The organism is Vibrio sp. AH4 (assembly GCF_030710545.1).
Taxonomy (GTDB): domain Bacteria; phylum Pseudomonadota; class Gammaproteobacteria; order Enterobacterales; family Vibrionaceae; genus Vibrio; species Vibrio metoecus.
Genome location: NZ_JALAIV010000003.1, coordinates 897988 through 913391, shown reverse-complemented (window position 1 = coordinate 913391; position 15404 = coordinate 897988). Strand labels below are relative to the sequence as shown.

9 protein-coding genes are annotated in these 15404 nt (G+C 47.1%); 6 read left to right on the top strand and 3 right to left on the bottom strand.

All coding sequences use genetic code 11. The features are described from left to right. Nucleotides 1-64 precede the first annotated feature (64 nt). The 5 genes from galT to MKA69_RS17425 all read left to right on the top strand — a co-directional run bounded on the left by galT (nt 65) and on the right by MKA69_RS17425 (nt 8504). Nucleotides 65-1120: a galactose-1-phosphate uridylyltransferase gene (galT, locus tag MKA69_RS17445; protein ID WP_305848568.1), complete on the top strand. Its 1056-nt coding sequence runs from the start codon at nt 65-67 to the stop codon at nt 1118-1120. A 128-nt stretch (nt 1121-1248) separates the two neighbouring features. Continuing rightward, complete coding sequence (gene kduD / locus MKA69_RS17440) at nt 1249-2010, top strand: 2-dehydro-3-deoxy-D-gluconate 5-dehydrogenase KduD (protein WP_000599675.1); 762 nt, start codon at nt 1249-1251, stop codon at nt 2008-2010. Nucleotides 2011-2176: 166 nt separating this feature from the next. Beyond that, complete coding sequence (locus MKA69_RS17435) at nt 2177-3346, top strand: glycoside hydrolase family 88 protein (protein WP_181710979.1); 1170 nt, start codon at nt 2177-2179, stop codon at nt 3344-3346. 68 nt (nt 3347-3414) lie between these two features. Then, nucleotides 3415-5598: a 1,3-beta-galactosyl-N-acetylhexosamine phosphorylase gene (gnpA, locus tag MKA69_RS17430; protein WP_055044798.1), complete on the top strand. Its 2184-nt coding sequence runs from the start codon at nt 3415-3417 to the stop codon at nt 5596-5598. Between the two features lie 335 nt (nt 5599-5933). Then, nucleotides 5934-8504 (top strand): polysaccharide lyase family 8 super-sandwich domain-containing protein, encoded by a 2571-nt coding sequence (locus tag MKA69_RS17425; protein WP_081022443.1) that lies wholly within the window; start codon nt 5934-5936, stop codon nt 8502-8504. Between the two features lie 77 nt (nt 8505-8581). Here MKA69_RS17425 and MKA69_RS17420 read toward each other — a convergent pair whose 3' ends face one another. The 3 genes from MKA69_RS17420 to MKA69_RS17410 form a co-directional block, all read right to left on the bottom strand. After that, nucleotides 8582-10672, bottom strand: coding sequence for a sensor domain-containing diguanylate cyclase (locus tag MKA69_RS17420; protein WP_305848567.1), 2091 nt, complete (start codon nt 10670-10672; stop codon nt 8582-8584). Nucleotides 10673-10953: 281 nt separating this feature from the next. Continuing rightward, nucleotides 10954-12417: an arylsulfatase gene (locus MKA69_RS17415; protein WP_095470223.1), complete on the bottom strand. Its 1464-nt coding sequence runs from the start codon at nt 12415-12417 to the stop codon at nt 10954-10956. Beyond that, nucleotides 12414-13901: a sulfatase gene (locus MKA69_RS17410; RefSeq protein WP_095470224.1), complete on the bottom strand. Its 1488-nt coding sequence runs from the start codon at nt 13899-13901 to the stop codon at nt 12414-12416. Before MKA69_RS17410 ends, MKA69_RS17415 begins: the two co-directional genes overlap by 4 nt. A gap of 184 nt (nt 13902-14085) precedes the next feature. On the opposite strand from MKA69_RS17410, the gene MKA69_RS17405 reads away from it, so the two are divergent. Then, nucleotides 14086-15285, top strand: coding sequence for an anaerobic sulfatase maturase (locus MKA69_RS17405; protein ID WP_305848565.1), 1200 nt, complete (start codon nt 14086-14088; stop codon nt 15283-15285). The last annotated feature ends 119 nt before the right edge of the window (nt 15286-15404 follow it).

Sequence of the window (15404 nt, the reverse complement as noted above, 5' to 3'; positions counted from 1 at the left end):
GTGGTGATGGATGTTGAGGTAACGCCATCAAGTTGAAATCTGGGATGTAGAGAGTATTGAAGACATGACGTTAGAACAATTTGAAGTAGCAGAGCATCCGCACCGTCGCTACAACCCGTTGACTGGTGAGTGGGTGTTGGTGTCTCCCCACAGGGCAAAGCGTCCATGGCAGGGACAGCAAGAATCTGCCAGTGAGCAGTCACTACCAAGCTACGACAAAGGCTGCTTTCTATGCCCCGGCAATCAGCGAGTCAATGGGGAAGTCAATCCTACCTACAGTGGCACTTATGTGTTTAAGAATGACTTTGCAGCATTAACGGAAACCACCCCCTTTGCAGAACAGTTGAATGATCCGCTTTTTAAAATGCACAGCGCACGAGGCGAAAGCCGAGTGATCTGTTTCTCTGCCGATCACAGCAAGACACTTCCAGAATTGGAATCTGCTGAAATTGAGCACGTGATCCGGACTTGGATTGAGCAAACTCAAGAGCTGAGCCAACACTATCCTTGGGTTCAAGTGTTTGAAAATAAAGGTTCGACCATGGGCTGTTCCCAGCCGCACCCGCATGGACAAATCTGGGCCAACAGCTTTGTGCCTACGCTGGTGAGCCAAAAGGATCGACATCAAGCGGAGTATTTTGCTGAGCACGGTTCGCCTTTGCTGTACGACTATGTTCAGCGTGAATTAGCGCTGCAAGAACGCATTGTCGTTGAGACAAAGTTTTGGGTAGCACTAGTACCTTATTGGGCGGCGTGGCCGTTTGAAACCTTGCTGCTACCTAAGCAACGAGTGAGTCGTTTAACGGAACTGTCTGGTGAACAACGTCAGGACTTAGCTATCGCGATCAAAGCACTGACCACACGTTATGACAACCTTTTCCAATGCTCATTTCCGTACTCAATGGGCTGGCACGGTGCCCCTTTCTTGGGAGAGCAAGATTGCCAATATTGGCAAGTTCATGCGCTGTTTTATCCACCGCTATTGCGTAGCGCGACTGTGCGTAAATTTATGGTGGGCTATGAGATGTTGGCAGAGAGCCAGCGTGATTTAACGCCAGAACAGGCTGCAGAAAGATTGAGAAGTGTGAGTGCGGTGCATTACCGACAACAAGCTAGGTAAGAGCAGCAGTAACGTTTGTATATCCGCATAAATTTTTTTGCCTTAATTAAAGTTTGGAACATTGTTTTAAAAAAAATTCATCACTTTCATAAAACGAAAGAGTAAATCGAAGTTACAGGAATCCAGAAATGATATTAGAAGCTTTTGATCTTAAAGGAAAAGTGGCATTAGTCACGGGGTGTAATACCGGTTTAGGTCAAGGAATGGCAGTCGCGTTAGCGCAAGCGGGTTGTGACATTGTAGGGGTGAACTATGCCGATGCTGCGGATACGCCTAAACTCGTTCAAGCGGCCGGTCAGCGTTTTTTCTCAATGACGGCCGATCTGAGTGATCAGCAAGTCATTACTAAAGTCGTTGATGAAGCGGTGGGATTAGCGGGACGCATCGATATTCTAGTCAACAACGCGGGCATTATCCGTCGTGCGGATGCCATCGAATTTACCGAAAAAGACTGGGATGATGTCATGGATATCAATATTAAAAGCGTTTTCTTCCTTTCACAGGCGGTCGCAAGACAGTTCCTCTCTCAAGGTCAAGGAGGAAAAATCATCAATATTGCTTCCATGCTTTCTTTCCAAGGCGGGATCCGTGTGCCTTCTTATACCGCATCCAAAAGTGCTGTTATGGGTATCACTCGTTTACTGGCTAATGAGTGGGCTTCACAAGGCATCAATGTTAATGCGATTGCACCAGGATACATGGCAACCAATAACACGGCGGCACTCAGAGCGGATGCCGATCGTAACCAAGAAATTCTGTCACGCATTCCGGCGCAACGTTGGGGTCTACCAAGCGATTTAGCTGGCCCCGTGGTGTTCTTGGCTTCGCCAGCATCTGATTACGTCAATGGTTATACCATTGCCGTAGACGGTGGTTGGTTAGCCCGCTAGTAAGCCTGCAATTCACCGCGTATGAGTCACAAACTTAGCATATTTGTTTTGAAATGACGTTTTGGAAAATGTGACTCGGCGTGATGTGAATATTTCATAAGCAAGTTATGATTTCAGTATGAGCTTGCTTATGAAGCAAATCGAATCATTGATGAGAATGACTTATATGACCAAACCTATTGCACTTCGACCATTGCCAAGCACTTTAGATGAACCTCGGGTACTCAATCATCTGAGTAAAGTGGTGGAAGCTATTGCACGTAATATTCCGAAAATTGGTGAGCGTAACCCTAAAATCGGTACTCACGATCATCAATGGGAATTTTGTGGCCAATTTGATTGGGTATCCTCATTTTGGACGGGGGAACTCTGGCTTTGTTACCAAATGACAGGCCAAGAAACCTTTAAAAACAGCGCTAAACTGCGCAAATCTTACTTTGCCAACATGCTTTTGGATCCGTTCTGGTTGGATCATGATTTAGGTTTTCAATACAGCTTAAGCTGTGTTGCGGACTACCAACTGACTGGGGATGAAGAATCCAAGATGATGGCGATTCGCGCCGCCGATCATCTTATTCATCGCTTCCGAAAAATTGGCGGTTACATTGTTGCGTGGAACGATACGCATCCCCTTGGGCCTGAAATCACCCAAGGAAAATCGATCATCGATTCTTTGCAAAACACGGCATTGCTCTTTTGGGCATCAAAGATGACAGGTTCACCGGTCTATGCGAATGCGGCTAAGCGCCACAGTGAAACCTTAGCCAAGCACATAGTGCGCGATGATTTCTCAACCTATCACTCATTTAATTTCCATCCAGTGACTCAACAGCCGCTTAAGGGCGAGACTTTCCAAGGTTACGCGGATGATTCTTGTTGGGCTCGTGGTCAATCATGGGCGATTCATGGCTTTGCCCAAACCTACCTTTATACCGGTGATGAGCAGTTTTTAACGCTCGCGAAGCAGCTTGCGAAATACGCGACTGACCACATCACGGACGATGGTGTACCTGTGTGGGATTACAGCCTACCGGCTGATGAAATTCAGTATAAGGACAGCTCTGCTGGTGCGATTACCGCGGCAGGCTTGCTGCTGATTGCGCAGTGCATTGACGATGAACAAGAAGCAAAAATGTACCGCGATTGGGGCCTGTTCTTGCTGCAAGGTCTCATGAAGCAATGCGATTTAACCGATGATGAACAGGCTCTCGGTCTGCTGGCGGAAGGCGCATCCTTCGTCAAAATTGGTCTTTGCAACAACATGCTGCCTTATGGTGATTACTACTATCTAGAAGCACTGATGCGTGCAAACGGCTACCGGAACTTCTTCTGGTAAGTCAGTAACCTCTCTTCTCTAGGCTGAGGGAGTTCAGCCTAGAATCGCAACTTTTCGGAGTATGAAAGATGACTAAGATGACCTCACGTAAAGGGCATATGACCCTGCCTGTCGAAGTGGGACAGGAAGAGGTAGTTTTGGATTTATATCAGCGTTGGCAAGCGGATGCACTGCGCGATAGTGATGGCACCAGCATGCCAGCTTGTCTGGCAGAGCAAGACAGCGAAATCTATTCGATCATGTGTTTAGTGCGCGCCGACCAAGCCTTTGCGAACCAACACCCAGAGTACTTGCACCGTAAATACTTGATGTCTTTCCCTATTACGGCAATGGATGAAACCTTAGTGCTGACACCACTAAAAGGTTACAGCAAAGACAAGTATGAGCTGGATGACGACAGCGATCCTAAACAGTGGTGGGAGGTGCGTAACCGCACAACGAACCAAGTGATTCCTGCTGCGCAGTGGGAGTTTGATGCCGCTCACCAGCAGGTGACGATTTTCCAAGCGGTGCCTTACCATGAATACACGGTGACTTTCATGGCACGCCAGGTTTGGGATAGCGTATCCATGTATAACGCGCTAACTAACGATTGGAAAGGGCCAAAAATCAAGAGTTTGGATCCTTATCATCCCGAGTGTCGAGCACATCTTCTGGCACATTTCCAAAAATGGCTGGATGAGCACCCGCACACGACCGTGGTTCGTTTCACGACTTTCGCTTTCCTCTTTGTGATTGATACTGGTGAAAAGAACCAAGATATCTATCGTGATTGGACGGGTTACGGTGAAACCGTTAGCCCGCGTGCCTTGGAAGATTTTGAACGCCGCTTTGGGTATAAACTTTCCCCTGAAGACTTTGTGGATGCAGGCTATTACAACGGAACGTACAAGGTGCCATCGCAGCGCTACCGTGACTGGATGACCTTTGTGCAAGATTTTGTGGTGGAATTTGCTGCGCAGTTGGTGGAAATGTCTCACCAAGCCGGCAAAAAAACCGCCATGTTCCAAGGTGATCACTGGATCGGTACCGAACCTTTCTTGGATAGCTATCAAAAAATTGGTTTAGATATCAACATTGGTGCAGTAGAAGATGGCGTTGCACTGCGCCGCTTAACCGACTCACAAGGTAGCCAAATTCGCGAAGCACGGTTCTATCCTTATTTCTTCCCAGATGTGTTCCGTGAAGGGAACGATCCGGTTGTGGAATCCATGTCGAACTGGACTAAGATTCGCCGCGCGATGTTACAAAAACCGTTGGATCGAATTGGTTACGGTGGTTATCTCTCCTTAGCTAACCAGTTCCCGCATTTTATTGGCCATGTGAGTGAGATTTCACGCGAATTTGGCACTTATTTGGATAAAACGGCACGCACTGAGTCACAGAAATTGCCGGGTAAAGTCGCAGTATTAAGCTCGTGGGGCAAAGCACGTAGCTGGTTACAAAACCAAGCACGCGATCAGCGTTTTTATGTTCCGCCTCGTCCGGATGTGATGGAGTTTGTTGGCAATAACTTACTCGAATGTTTGGCAGGGCTGCCATTTGAAGTCGAGTTCATCAGTTTTGAAGACATCATCCAGCACGGCATTGGTGATGACATCAAAGTGATCATCAACACGGGTGATGCGAATTCTGCATGGAGCGGTGGCGAGTGTTGGGCCGATCCACAAGTGCTGGTGGCTTTACGTCGATTTGTTGCCAATGGTGGCGGTTTACTGGGCGTATGTGATCCTTCTGCACTGCAAAAGAATGGACGCTATTTCCAACTGGGTGATGTTTTTGGCCTTGAGAAAGAAACGGCATTGACCATGGGACGTGTCGCCATGCCACTGAACATCGCCAAAGATCATTACCTGAGCCAGTTTGTTACTGGTGAAGAAGACTTTGGTAATCCAAGCTACGTTTACCCGCAGGCGGATGATTTGGCCGTACTTGCAGCGCAAGGGCAACATCTCGCTCTGACAGCAAGAAATTATGGTGAAGGGCGAGCGGTTTACTTAGGGAATCTGCCGTTTACCATGCTCAACGCGCGCTTGTTGCAACACATTCTGGTATGGCTAGGCGGTAATGAAGCATATCCTCAACCTTGGTTGTCATCTCATCCATTGGTGGACGTGGCCTATTATCCAGAGATGAACGTCGCGACCGCGGTGAACTTTTCAAGCTTGCCGCAAATGCTGACTGTTGTAGATGAACGGGGATATGACGTTGAGATTCGTCTACAAGGCTATGAATGGAAATGGATTGAGTGATGAATTCATTCATAAATGAACAAAGGACGCTTAGGCGTCCTTTTTACATAATTCTCTGTTTAAGTTGATTTAAAGTGCTTATTCCTACTCCAGACAGCTGATTTTGATAGTTCATACAGATGTTTTAAATTTGATCGAAATTACATTCTCTTAAAAATAAAAAAGCTTTTCATTATTGTTGTGTTACTGTTCCAAATAGAATTGTTTAAACAATCAGCAAAGTGAAACACGTTTCTAACATCGGCAATGATGCCAGTGTTAGCGAGAGTTTTACGACAACGTCAAGTTTGGTTTCTCCTAATAACAAATGAAATCCCCTACAAAGAGAACAAACCATGATGATCAACAAACTGAAGACAAAGTGGTGGCTATTGGCTCCCTATATGATCTGTCAATCAGCATTGGCAGACGACATTCAAACCCTCACGCAGCGTATTGCGCCTGATTTTGCTCAGGTTGCCGTTGAAGCGGCTCAAGGGCTTGGGCAACCACTGTCTACACTCGCAGCGCAATATCTGGCCAATCAGCAAACGGATGGTCATTGGGCGGATATCGACTACGCGGCGATTCCAACTCAAGAAGCGCCTATCCGTGAGCACTTGACTCGTGTGCGTGCGTTGGCTGCCCAATATTACCTTTCCAATGATGTCACTTTTGCGGCAGGCGCCATCGCGGGTCTTTATCATTGGTACAGCGCTGACCGTACCAACAGCAACTGGTGGTGGAATGAAATTGGTAAACAGATTTATCTCGGCCCAACGGCCTTTTTGCTTGGTAATCAGTTACCCAGTGATTTGAGCACTTTGATACGCTCAGACATGCCGACAGAGCCTTACAAAACCGGTGCTAACCGCACGGATATTTCAAAAGGAGTCATCTATGGCGGTCTGCTTGGTAGTGATTCTGCGCAAGTGAAACGTGGGTTAGGTGGCATTGAAGAAACCATAGTGATCACTGAAGCAGAAGGTGTGCAAGCTGATTTCTCCTTCCAGCAACATGGCGCTCAACTTTATAACGGCGGGTATGGGGATGTTTTCTTTGATGCCGCGTCTTATTGGGCATACCAAGTTCGCGATTTGCAGTGGCATTTTGCCCCAGATAAAAATCGTCTTGTCGCGGATTACTTTCTAGACGGTGTCCGCTGGATGAGCCGGCATGGCACGCTGGATTATAATGCGCGAGGTCGTGGCTTAAGCCGAGTAGATAAGGCAAACCTCGGGCCTATTCTACGGCAAGCCGATTATGTTGCTGCGTTGGCTCCTGAACGCGCGGCTGAAGCGCAGCAGTTTAAACAACATGTGAATGGTGCGCCGGAAAGCATCGCAGGATTTCGCTCTTTTTACCGTTCAGACTATGCCAGCAAAGTCGGTAATGGCCATTTCATTGGCATCAAGATGAATTCTAAGCGAATCAAACCCACTGAAGCCGGGAACGGTGAGAATCTACTCGGTAACTGGATCGGTTTTGGTAGCACTTTCATCATGCAAAGAGGCGATGAATATCATGACATCTTCCCTGTGTGGAACTGGGCTTTAGTACCGGGTACAACGGCACCACAATTTGCGATTAAACCCGCAGATTGGGGACGCATCGAAATGCAAACTCAATTTGTTGGCAGCGTGTCGGACGGGCGAAATGGCGTTGCTGTCATGGATATGGATGCTTACCAAACCAAAGCCAAAAAAGCGTGGTTTAGCTTTGATGATGAGTTGGTTGCCTTAGGCGCAGGTATTCAATCTACCCGAGCAGAATATGTGAATACCACCGTTAACCAAACACGCTTGAATGGGCCTGTTACTGTGGATGGACAAGTGTATAGCAAAGGCAGCCGTCCGTTAGTGAATGCTTCTTGGGTTCACCATGATGGTATTGGTTATGTTTTCCCGGCCAATTGGTATGGACATATGGATAACCAAGCCCAAAATGGCAACTGGAGAAACATCAATACAGGTCAACCGGATGCTCCCATTTCTGCCGATGTTTTCATGTTACGTATGGGTCACAGTTGGCAGCCAACTAACGCCTCTTATCAGTACATAGTGGTGCCAAATCGTGATGCGCAAGCGGTGGCCAACTACGCAGCTTCAGTGCCGGTTAGTGTTCTATCGAACACGCCACAGATACAAGCGGTAACGCATGTGAGCAAGCAGGTGAGTGGCATTGTGTTCCACCAAGCAGGAACGCTGCAATTGCCGAGTGGTAAGACCGTTACTGTGAATAAACCAAGTGTGTTGGTCATTGATGAATCTCAAGCGACACCTCAAGTCACGTTGGCAACGCCTGGAATCGGTGATCAAGTACAATTAAAAGTGGAAGAAGGTTCCACGATTTGGGCAGCGACGGTCGTCACCGCTAAAGAGCCCCGTTTGCTCGGTAAAGGGGTGGTGGTTGAATTCAACGCCGCACCGGTTATTCCACCTGTGACAATGAGTGCCAATGCTGATGCTTTTGTGCGTGATGGGCAATACGCCAACCAAAGCTTTGGCACCAACAGTTACTTAGTCGTAAAAAGCGATATTACGGGCTATAACCGTAAAACGGTTCTAAAGTTCGACTTGAGTCAACAGGCGCTGTCCTCCCATTCACAAGCGGTGTTGAGACTGCATGTAAAAAACGTCAATACCGCCGCATCCCGAGCGATCACGGTATCTCGTTTAAAATCCAGTGCATGGCAAGAAAACAGCCTAACTTGGAGCACCCTGCCGCCGATTGAACAACAAGGTACGACGGTGACGATCTCACCATCTCAAGTGAATGAGTGGATAGAGATAGATGTCTCGAATCTTATAGTGCAAGGTGAGTTGTCTTTGCTTTTAGAGAATAAAGGTGCCGCACATCAGAAATCGGATGTGAATTTCTCTAGCAAAGAGAGTGGGCTAGCCCCTCAATTGGTGATTCAACCATAATTCGATCCTTCCTAGGGCTTACTCTATTAGGCCTGCGTGAATGCAGCCCGTGTGAGTAAGCCCTATTTGCTCTCTGATCAAGGTGTGGGATAAATGACCAACTGCTGTTTGCCATTGGCTTTCGCTTGATAAAGTGCTCGATCAGCAAGGCTGAAAAACCCATCGGTGTTCATATCGAGATTGGGGATCACAGTGGCAGATCCGATAGACACTGAAAGACCGTTAAAATGTTGTGCTGTTTCTTGAGCGAACTTAGCGATCAATTGATTTAATAAATGGTGATGTGCTTGTTGATCAGCACCACACATGATGACGGCAAATTCATCCCCTCCGAGACGACAGATACGATCACCAGATCGCTGGAATGTGGCTTGCAAAAGACTAGCGAACTGTTTAAGCAGTTCATCTCCAGCCTGATGTCCTAGTTGATCATTGACCTGTTTAAATCCATCTAAATCTAACACTGCAAGTGTGATAGGTTGTTGTTTTTGGTAGATTTGCCAATATTCTTGAATAAATTCTTCATAGGCTCGTCGATTATAGAGTTGAGTTAAACTATCGGTACGAGCTGCGAGTGCTAGCTTATGGTTGACGCTTTGTAGCTCGTTAGTTCGAGCTGTGATGCGTTCTTCGAGAGTTTTGTTTAATCTTTCGAGCTTTTCTTGCCCTCGAAGCCTTGCCAGCATTTCGCCAAAGTTACGAGTGAATAACTGAATTAATTCATGTTGATGCGAGGAAAGTAGGCGTTGTCGCAGTAAATTATCGGCACAGATTAGCGCCATCAATTGGTTATCAACTGAGAGTGCAATCGCGGCATTCCAGCCATGGCCAACCATTTTTCTGTCATGCCACAGCGGAACATCATTGAGCATGATCAGCGTATTTGGAGTGGCATAGGCCTGATTAAATAAAGGCGATTCAGGATAAGGCATAGAAAAATAACTTTCGTTACGGATCACACCATCGGTATCCACGCCATAAGTGCCTTGCAGTTTATCCGGCTCAGAATCGCTAGGAAGAAAAATGCCAATGCGATCAATATCAAGTTTAGACACTGAGAATTCGACAGCTTGTTGGCAGATTTCCAGCGAATTTCTTGCTTGAGACATCAACTGGAGTGCCTGGCTAATCATTCTAACTCGGTTGTTATGGCGAATTTCAACGAGGATCCGTGAAGCCGTTTTAGCAAAGACCTCTAATGCCTCTTGAATATCAAAATCAAACGGTTTTTGGGTGAGTAAATTATCCATGGCAATCCAGCCAAGAGGCTCTTGGGATTCGTTGCGCAGTACCACCATCGCATTCCACCCATGCCCAATCGGTTGGTGTTGATGATAAAGCGTAATATCTGACACTAAATGAAACCAATTATCTGGTTGGCTTAATACGCTTAAAAATCGAGGGTCTAGTTGAGTGTAAGGATAGTAATCATCAGATTCATCGCGATACTGGCTTTGGTCATCGGTTCCAAACACTCCGTGGTAGCGGCCCACTTTATGATCAATTAGAAAAGTACCGACACGATCTAATCCCAACTCTTCACGTAACAACTTAACACTCTGTTTTAATAGATCGAATTCGGTTCGGGCAGCCGTCAGTTCGGCGACGCCGAGTGCGACTTTACTCATGGCTTGGTGACGGCGAGTTTGTGTCTGTAGTTTATTGAGAATTAGGCCATATTGGTGATCAACGGCACGACGCTTCTCTGCCGCAGTCAGTTTAATATATTGAGTTAGCCAGAATTGTTGTAAAACGGTGGAAAGCATATGCCATTCATCGGCATAAGCTCGAAAGTGTTGTTCATCTTCTAGCAATAAAATCAGTACGGTGGAATGCTCTTCCTCAAAAGAAAGACGGCACACCAAACTCGTCCTTTGCTCAATTAATAACGAGTGTGGAATAAGGACAAATCCAGCATCTCTTCTGAGTGTGGAAAGCCATTGCCACCAAGTGCTATCGAGTGTGTCGACAAAGTCCGACTCCATTAAACAAGAGCCTTCATGTAAAGCACAAAGAGTGAGTGCAGCGGGGTGACAGATTTGAGCGCCTGCTATCGGTAATAACGTACTTAAATGCTGGCATAGGAGCTGGGAAACATCGTATTGGCTTATCCCGATATGTTCAAGTTGCAGCAATGATGCTGCGGTTTCGGCCAGTTTTCTAGGCATTTAAGCGACCTATTGATAATGAAATAGATGAAGTGAGGAGTGACTACCAACTGAACCGTAAGCGGTGTCTGACTACTTATTCGGTTTACAGATCTTGTTGGGCAACAACTATCACAAACTAGGAGTCATCAGAAAGTTTATTCTGTGAAATAAGTCTTTGAGTGTGACATTACAAATTATCTAACCCAAATTTTCTGAAATTTTTCAAAGCAGAATGTGAAGTCGATAACACGATTCTGTATGGATGAGAGGGCTGTTCATTCATGAACAGCCCATTCTGTTTAGCGAGTTTTAGGTTGCTGAATGGCTTGGTTAAGCGCTTGTTCTAACTCCTGAACCAAGTCGGGCATTTGTTCTGCCAAGTTGGTGATCTGTCCAACGTCATCCTTTAAATCATAAAGTTGAGGTGAAGATTGGTTGCCTTTCTCGTTCCCCGTGTATTGGCAAACAAAGTCGTCATCGTGTGCGGGAATATAAGCATAACGTTGGTTTCGGAACACTTTTTTGTACTGCATACCTTCCAACACCATGTCACTTCGCCCGATAGAATCTTTGCCTAACAGTGTGTCGAGTAAAGGTTGGCTATCGGGAGCTTCTGTTTGGGTCAACGGGCGGTTGAGCAACTGAGCGAAACTATGATAGAGGTCGACCTGATTAAAAAGCGCGGAGCTTTGACCAGAAGCGATTTTCTTCGGCCAACGGACGATAAAGGGAACCCGTGTTCCGCCCTCAAATAAGCTGTATTTCCCGCCTCGTAACGGCCCCGCCATACGATGTTGCCCATTGAGTTCAATGGCTTGATCTTTGTATCCATCGTTAAGTACGGGGCCGTTATCGCTGGAAAAGATCACTAAGGTGTTGTCTTTGAGTCCAAGTTCATCGATTTTTTTGAGGACTTTGCCGATACACCAATCCATTTCAACAATCACATCACCACGCACACCATGTGGGGTCACGCCACGAAATTTAGGGTTAGGAATGCGAGGAACGTGTGGCTGATGCAGTGCGTAATACAAGAAGAAAGGTTTTTGTTGATGTTGTTCAATAAAGGATATGGCGTTATCTGCAAAGACTTCTCCCATGGTTTCATCATTCCATAACGCGGATTTGCCACCCCGCATATGGCCGATGCGGCTAATGCCATTGATGATGGTGCCGTCATGTCCGTGATCGTACATGACGTCCAGCAATTCTGGGTTTTGGCGACCATTGGGTACCTCAGGAAAGGCTTTGTCCCAATCATAGGTGACTTCGATAGGGTCGTTGGGGTCGAGATTCGCGACTTGGCGGTTTTGGATATAAACACAAGGCACGCGGTCGTTGGTGGCTGCCATAATAAAGGAGTGTTCAAAACCAACATCATTCGGTGTACCTTGGATCTCCTGATTAAAATCCAATTCCCCATTGCCCAAGCCAAGATGCCATTTGCCAACAATGCCGGTGGCATAGCCGTGTTCTTGGAACAAGTTGGCTAAGGTTGCATCGTCACTGGTAATGATTTGTGCGGCATCACCGGGTAACACCGCAGCATCAGGATTGCGCCAAGGGTAACTGCCCGTCAATAAACTGTAGCGAGAAGGCGTACAGGTTGCGGCAGTGGCGTAGGCTTGATCAAACTTCAGCCCCTCTGCTGCGAGTTGATCCAAATTCGGGGTTGGAATGTCATTCGCGCCATAGCAACTTAAGTCGCCAAAACCTAAATCGTCGGCATACAGAATAATGACATTGGGTTGGGTATTACTCATGAATTATCCTTCATTGATTGAACTGGATAGGGCAGGAGTGAGGCCAAAATGCCTTGTTCTGCCCAAGGATCCTGAATTCGGTGCAGTTCTTCGGCCATCAGTTGTAGGAGTGGTTTGACGAATGAATCCTGAGGCTCAAAGGGTAAATTAGTTAACTGGTACGGATCTGTTTGGTTATCGAACAACTGGGTGGCGATAAGCTCTGCTTGACGGTTGATTTCCAATGCCAGTGTGTAGCGAAGTGTTCGGATACCGCGACTCTGCGGGAAATAGGCAATCACTTCACCTGAGGCATTTTTCTCTCCATCTTGATTGCGCAGATAAAGCGCGCAGTCTGGTGAAGCAGGATGAGCGAGTGGTTGGGTAATCACGCAAGAGAGATCACGACCATCTATCGAAAGAGGCTCCGCCACCGGAACGCCAAGTAAGCCCAAGATGGTCGGCATAATATCAGGGCTGCTGAGTAAGGTTTGGCTGATGGTCGATTGCTGCTGGTGGTCTGTTTTAATCACAAAAGGCACGCGTAGTGCTTCATCGTAAATGACGTTTTTCGCATCGCTGAGGCTGTGGCTACACAGGGTTTCGCCGTGATCACTGGTAAATACGACCACGGTATTGTCCCACTCGCCGATCTCTTCGAGTGCCTGAAAAATGCGCTCAATTTCTTTATCCACACCGCTGATGTTGGCGAAATAGTAACGCGCGCTGTCGGCCTTGCTGATTGAAGCATCGGCATTTTGGCGGACTAACAGTTCCTGATTGCTGGCGGCCTGATACAAAGCGAGGTCACTCTCGCGGCAGTCATTAACACTGTTATACGGGCTGTGTGGCGGATTCATGGACACAAAAAGCGCGAAGGGCTTCTGTGCATCCCGCTCGCCATGCTGATTAAGGAGATACGCGATCGCTTTATCCGCCTCATGCTCGGCCGACCATGTTTTGGGCTGATGGCGTTGACCCTGCGTGTCGTAATAGTGGGGATTGCGATGCTCATCAAAAGTGCCGTAGCCATACCAGTAATCAATGCGGTGCCGACGTTCTGGCTCGGTATAGGAATCCCAAACCGGGAACTGTTCTTCTACATAGCTGCCCGGCTTATCAGGCGCATTGGGAGTTGGGTAATCGAGATGCCATTTACCGATGTAACCAATGTGATAACCCGCTTGTGAGAGCACATCCGTAAAGCATTCCGCGTCAGTCGGCAAATTTGAGATGGGGCGTAAAGAGTGGCAGTTCAGTGGAACGCCACTTTTATTCGGATATTGCCCAGTGAACAAACTACCACGATGAGGGCTGCATAATGGGCAATTGCTGACCGCATGAGTCAGGAAAGTAGCTTGCTGAATAAAATTGTCCAACGCTGGGGTGATAACGGGATCTGGCTCGCCAGAGCAAAAGGGGCGGTAAACGGCGTGTTGCCAAATACTCAACGCCATCACGCGCCACTGATCGGGAAACACATAAAGCAAGTTTGGTTTTTTCATTGATCACAATCGGGCGGAGTTGTTTAGATCAAAATTCTATAATGGAACGCCATTTCAAATTTGTGACTCAGTCTCCATTGAGAGTAAAAATGAAAAGTTGTTTTGATAAAAATATATAGAATCTATTAGGAAGATAATTTGTCCGACCATTGCAGGGTCGGATGCCTACACTGGATTTTTATTGATGTCAGAACAACGGATTTTTATTCGCAAACCAACGGCAAAGCGGCCATTTCATCTCTTGGCAAAACCGATTGGGCCCTTGTGCAATCTCGATTGTGCCTACTGTTTCTATCTCGATAAAACCCAGTATTACCCCAGACAAAATCGCTTTGATATGGATGATGCACTGCTAGAAGCGCATGTGCGGAACTACATTGAAAGCCAGCCAGCGGGATGTCGTGACGTGACTTTTGGCTGGCAGGGTGGCGAACCCACTTTGCGTGGTATCGATTTTTATCGTAAAGCGGTGACCCTACAGCGCAAATACGCGAGGCCGGGAATGCACATTGTGAATACCTTACAAACCAATGGGGTACTCATTAATGACGAATGGGCGCAATTTTTGGCCGACCATCAATTTTTGGTGGGCATCAGTCTGGATGGTGATGAAGAGCTGCACGATCACTTCCGTAAGACGCGCAGTGGGCAAGGTACTTACCAATCGGTAGTGAAAGGGCTGCGTTGTTTGCAGCGTTATCGAGTGGAATACAATGTGTTGACTGTGGTGCAAGCGCACAATGGAGACCACGGGACAAGGGTTTATCAGCATCTGGTTTCGCTTGGCGCTCAGTTCATTCAGTTTATTCCGGTAGTGGAAAGTATTGCGGGGGAAGGCATTTCTTCACGCAGTGTGAGTGCTCAGCAGTTTGGCCAGTTTATGATTGATGTCTTTGAAGAGTGGCGTCAGCATCATATCGGGCAAGTGTTTGTCAGCCATTTTGATAATGCGTTGGGCATGAGTCTCGGTTTGCCTTCATCGATCTGTGTGCATGCCCAACGTTGCGGCGACAACTTGGCGGTTGAACATAATGGCGATGTGTACAGTTGTGACCACTTTGTTTTTCCTGAATTCAAACTGGGTAATCTGCGTGAACACGATTATCCCGACCTAATTGAAACCCCAATCCAACAGAGTTTTTCAGAACGTAAACCCATAGGCCGCCAGCTTCATTGCCAAGGGTGTCCGCAATGGGATTTATGCCATGGCGCATGTCCTGCACAACGCTTAAATGATCGAGGGGAGCTTTCGCTCACTGCGCCACATCATCTTTGCGCCGGCTATAAACGGTTTTTCACTCACCTTCGCCCCTATTTGCGTGCGATGGGCAAATGCTTAAGGGCAGGAAAAACAGCGCAACAGTACCAAGATTTTCTTGGATAATCGCCAACCTTTTTTGTTGTAGCCCTTTCATAGCAAGGGGCTGCGCCTTATTTCCCATCACAATGTTTGTCCTTGTTGGTGGCTATTTTTCATTGAGCGCGCATCGAAGAAACCAGTAT

Bases quoted from the DNA above. Each gene is read 5' to 3' on its own strand.
- galT (WP_305848568.1), top strand. From the start codon at position 65: ATGACGTTAGAACAATTTGAAGTAGCAGAGCATCCGCACCGTCGCTAC.
- kduD (WP_000599675.1), top strand. From the start codon at position 1,249: ATGATATTAGAAGCTTTTGATCTTAAAGGAAAAGTGGCATTAGTCACG.
- MKA69_RS17435 (WP_181710979.1), top strand. From the start codon at position 2,177: ATGACCAAACCTATTGCACTTCGACCATTGCCAAGCACTTTAGATGAA.
- gnpA (WP_055044798.1), top strand. From the start codon at position 3,415: ATGACTAAGATGACCTCACGTAAAGGGCATATGACCCTGCCTGTCGAA.
- MKA69_RS17425 (WP_081022443.1), top strand. From the start codon at position 5,934: ATGATGATCAACAAACTGAAGACAAAGTGGTGGCTATTGGCTCCCTAT.
- MKA69_RS17420 (WP_305848567.1), bottom strand. From the start codon at position 10,672: ATGCCTAGAAAACTGGCCGAAACCGCAGCATCATTGCTGCAACTTGAA.
- MKA69_RS17415 (WP_095470223.1), bottom strand. From the start codon at position 12,417: ATGAGTAATACCCAACCCAATGTCATTATTCTGTATGCCGACGATTTA.
- MKA69_RS17410 (WP_095470224.1), bottom strand. From the start codon at position 13,901: ATGAAAAAACCAAACTTGCTTTATGTGTTTCCCGATCAGTGGCGCGTG.
- MKA69_RS17405 (WP_305848565.1), top strand. From the start codon at position 14,086: ATGTCAGAACAACGGATTTTTATTCGCAAACCAACGGCAAAGCGGCCA.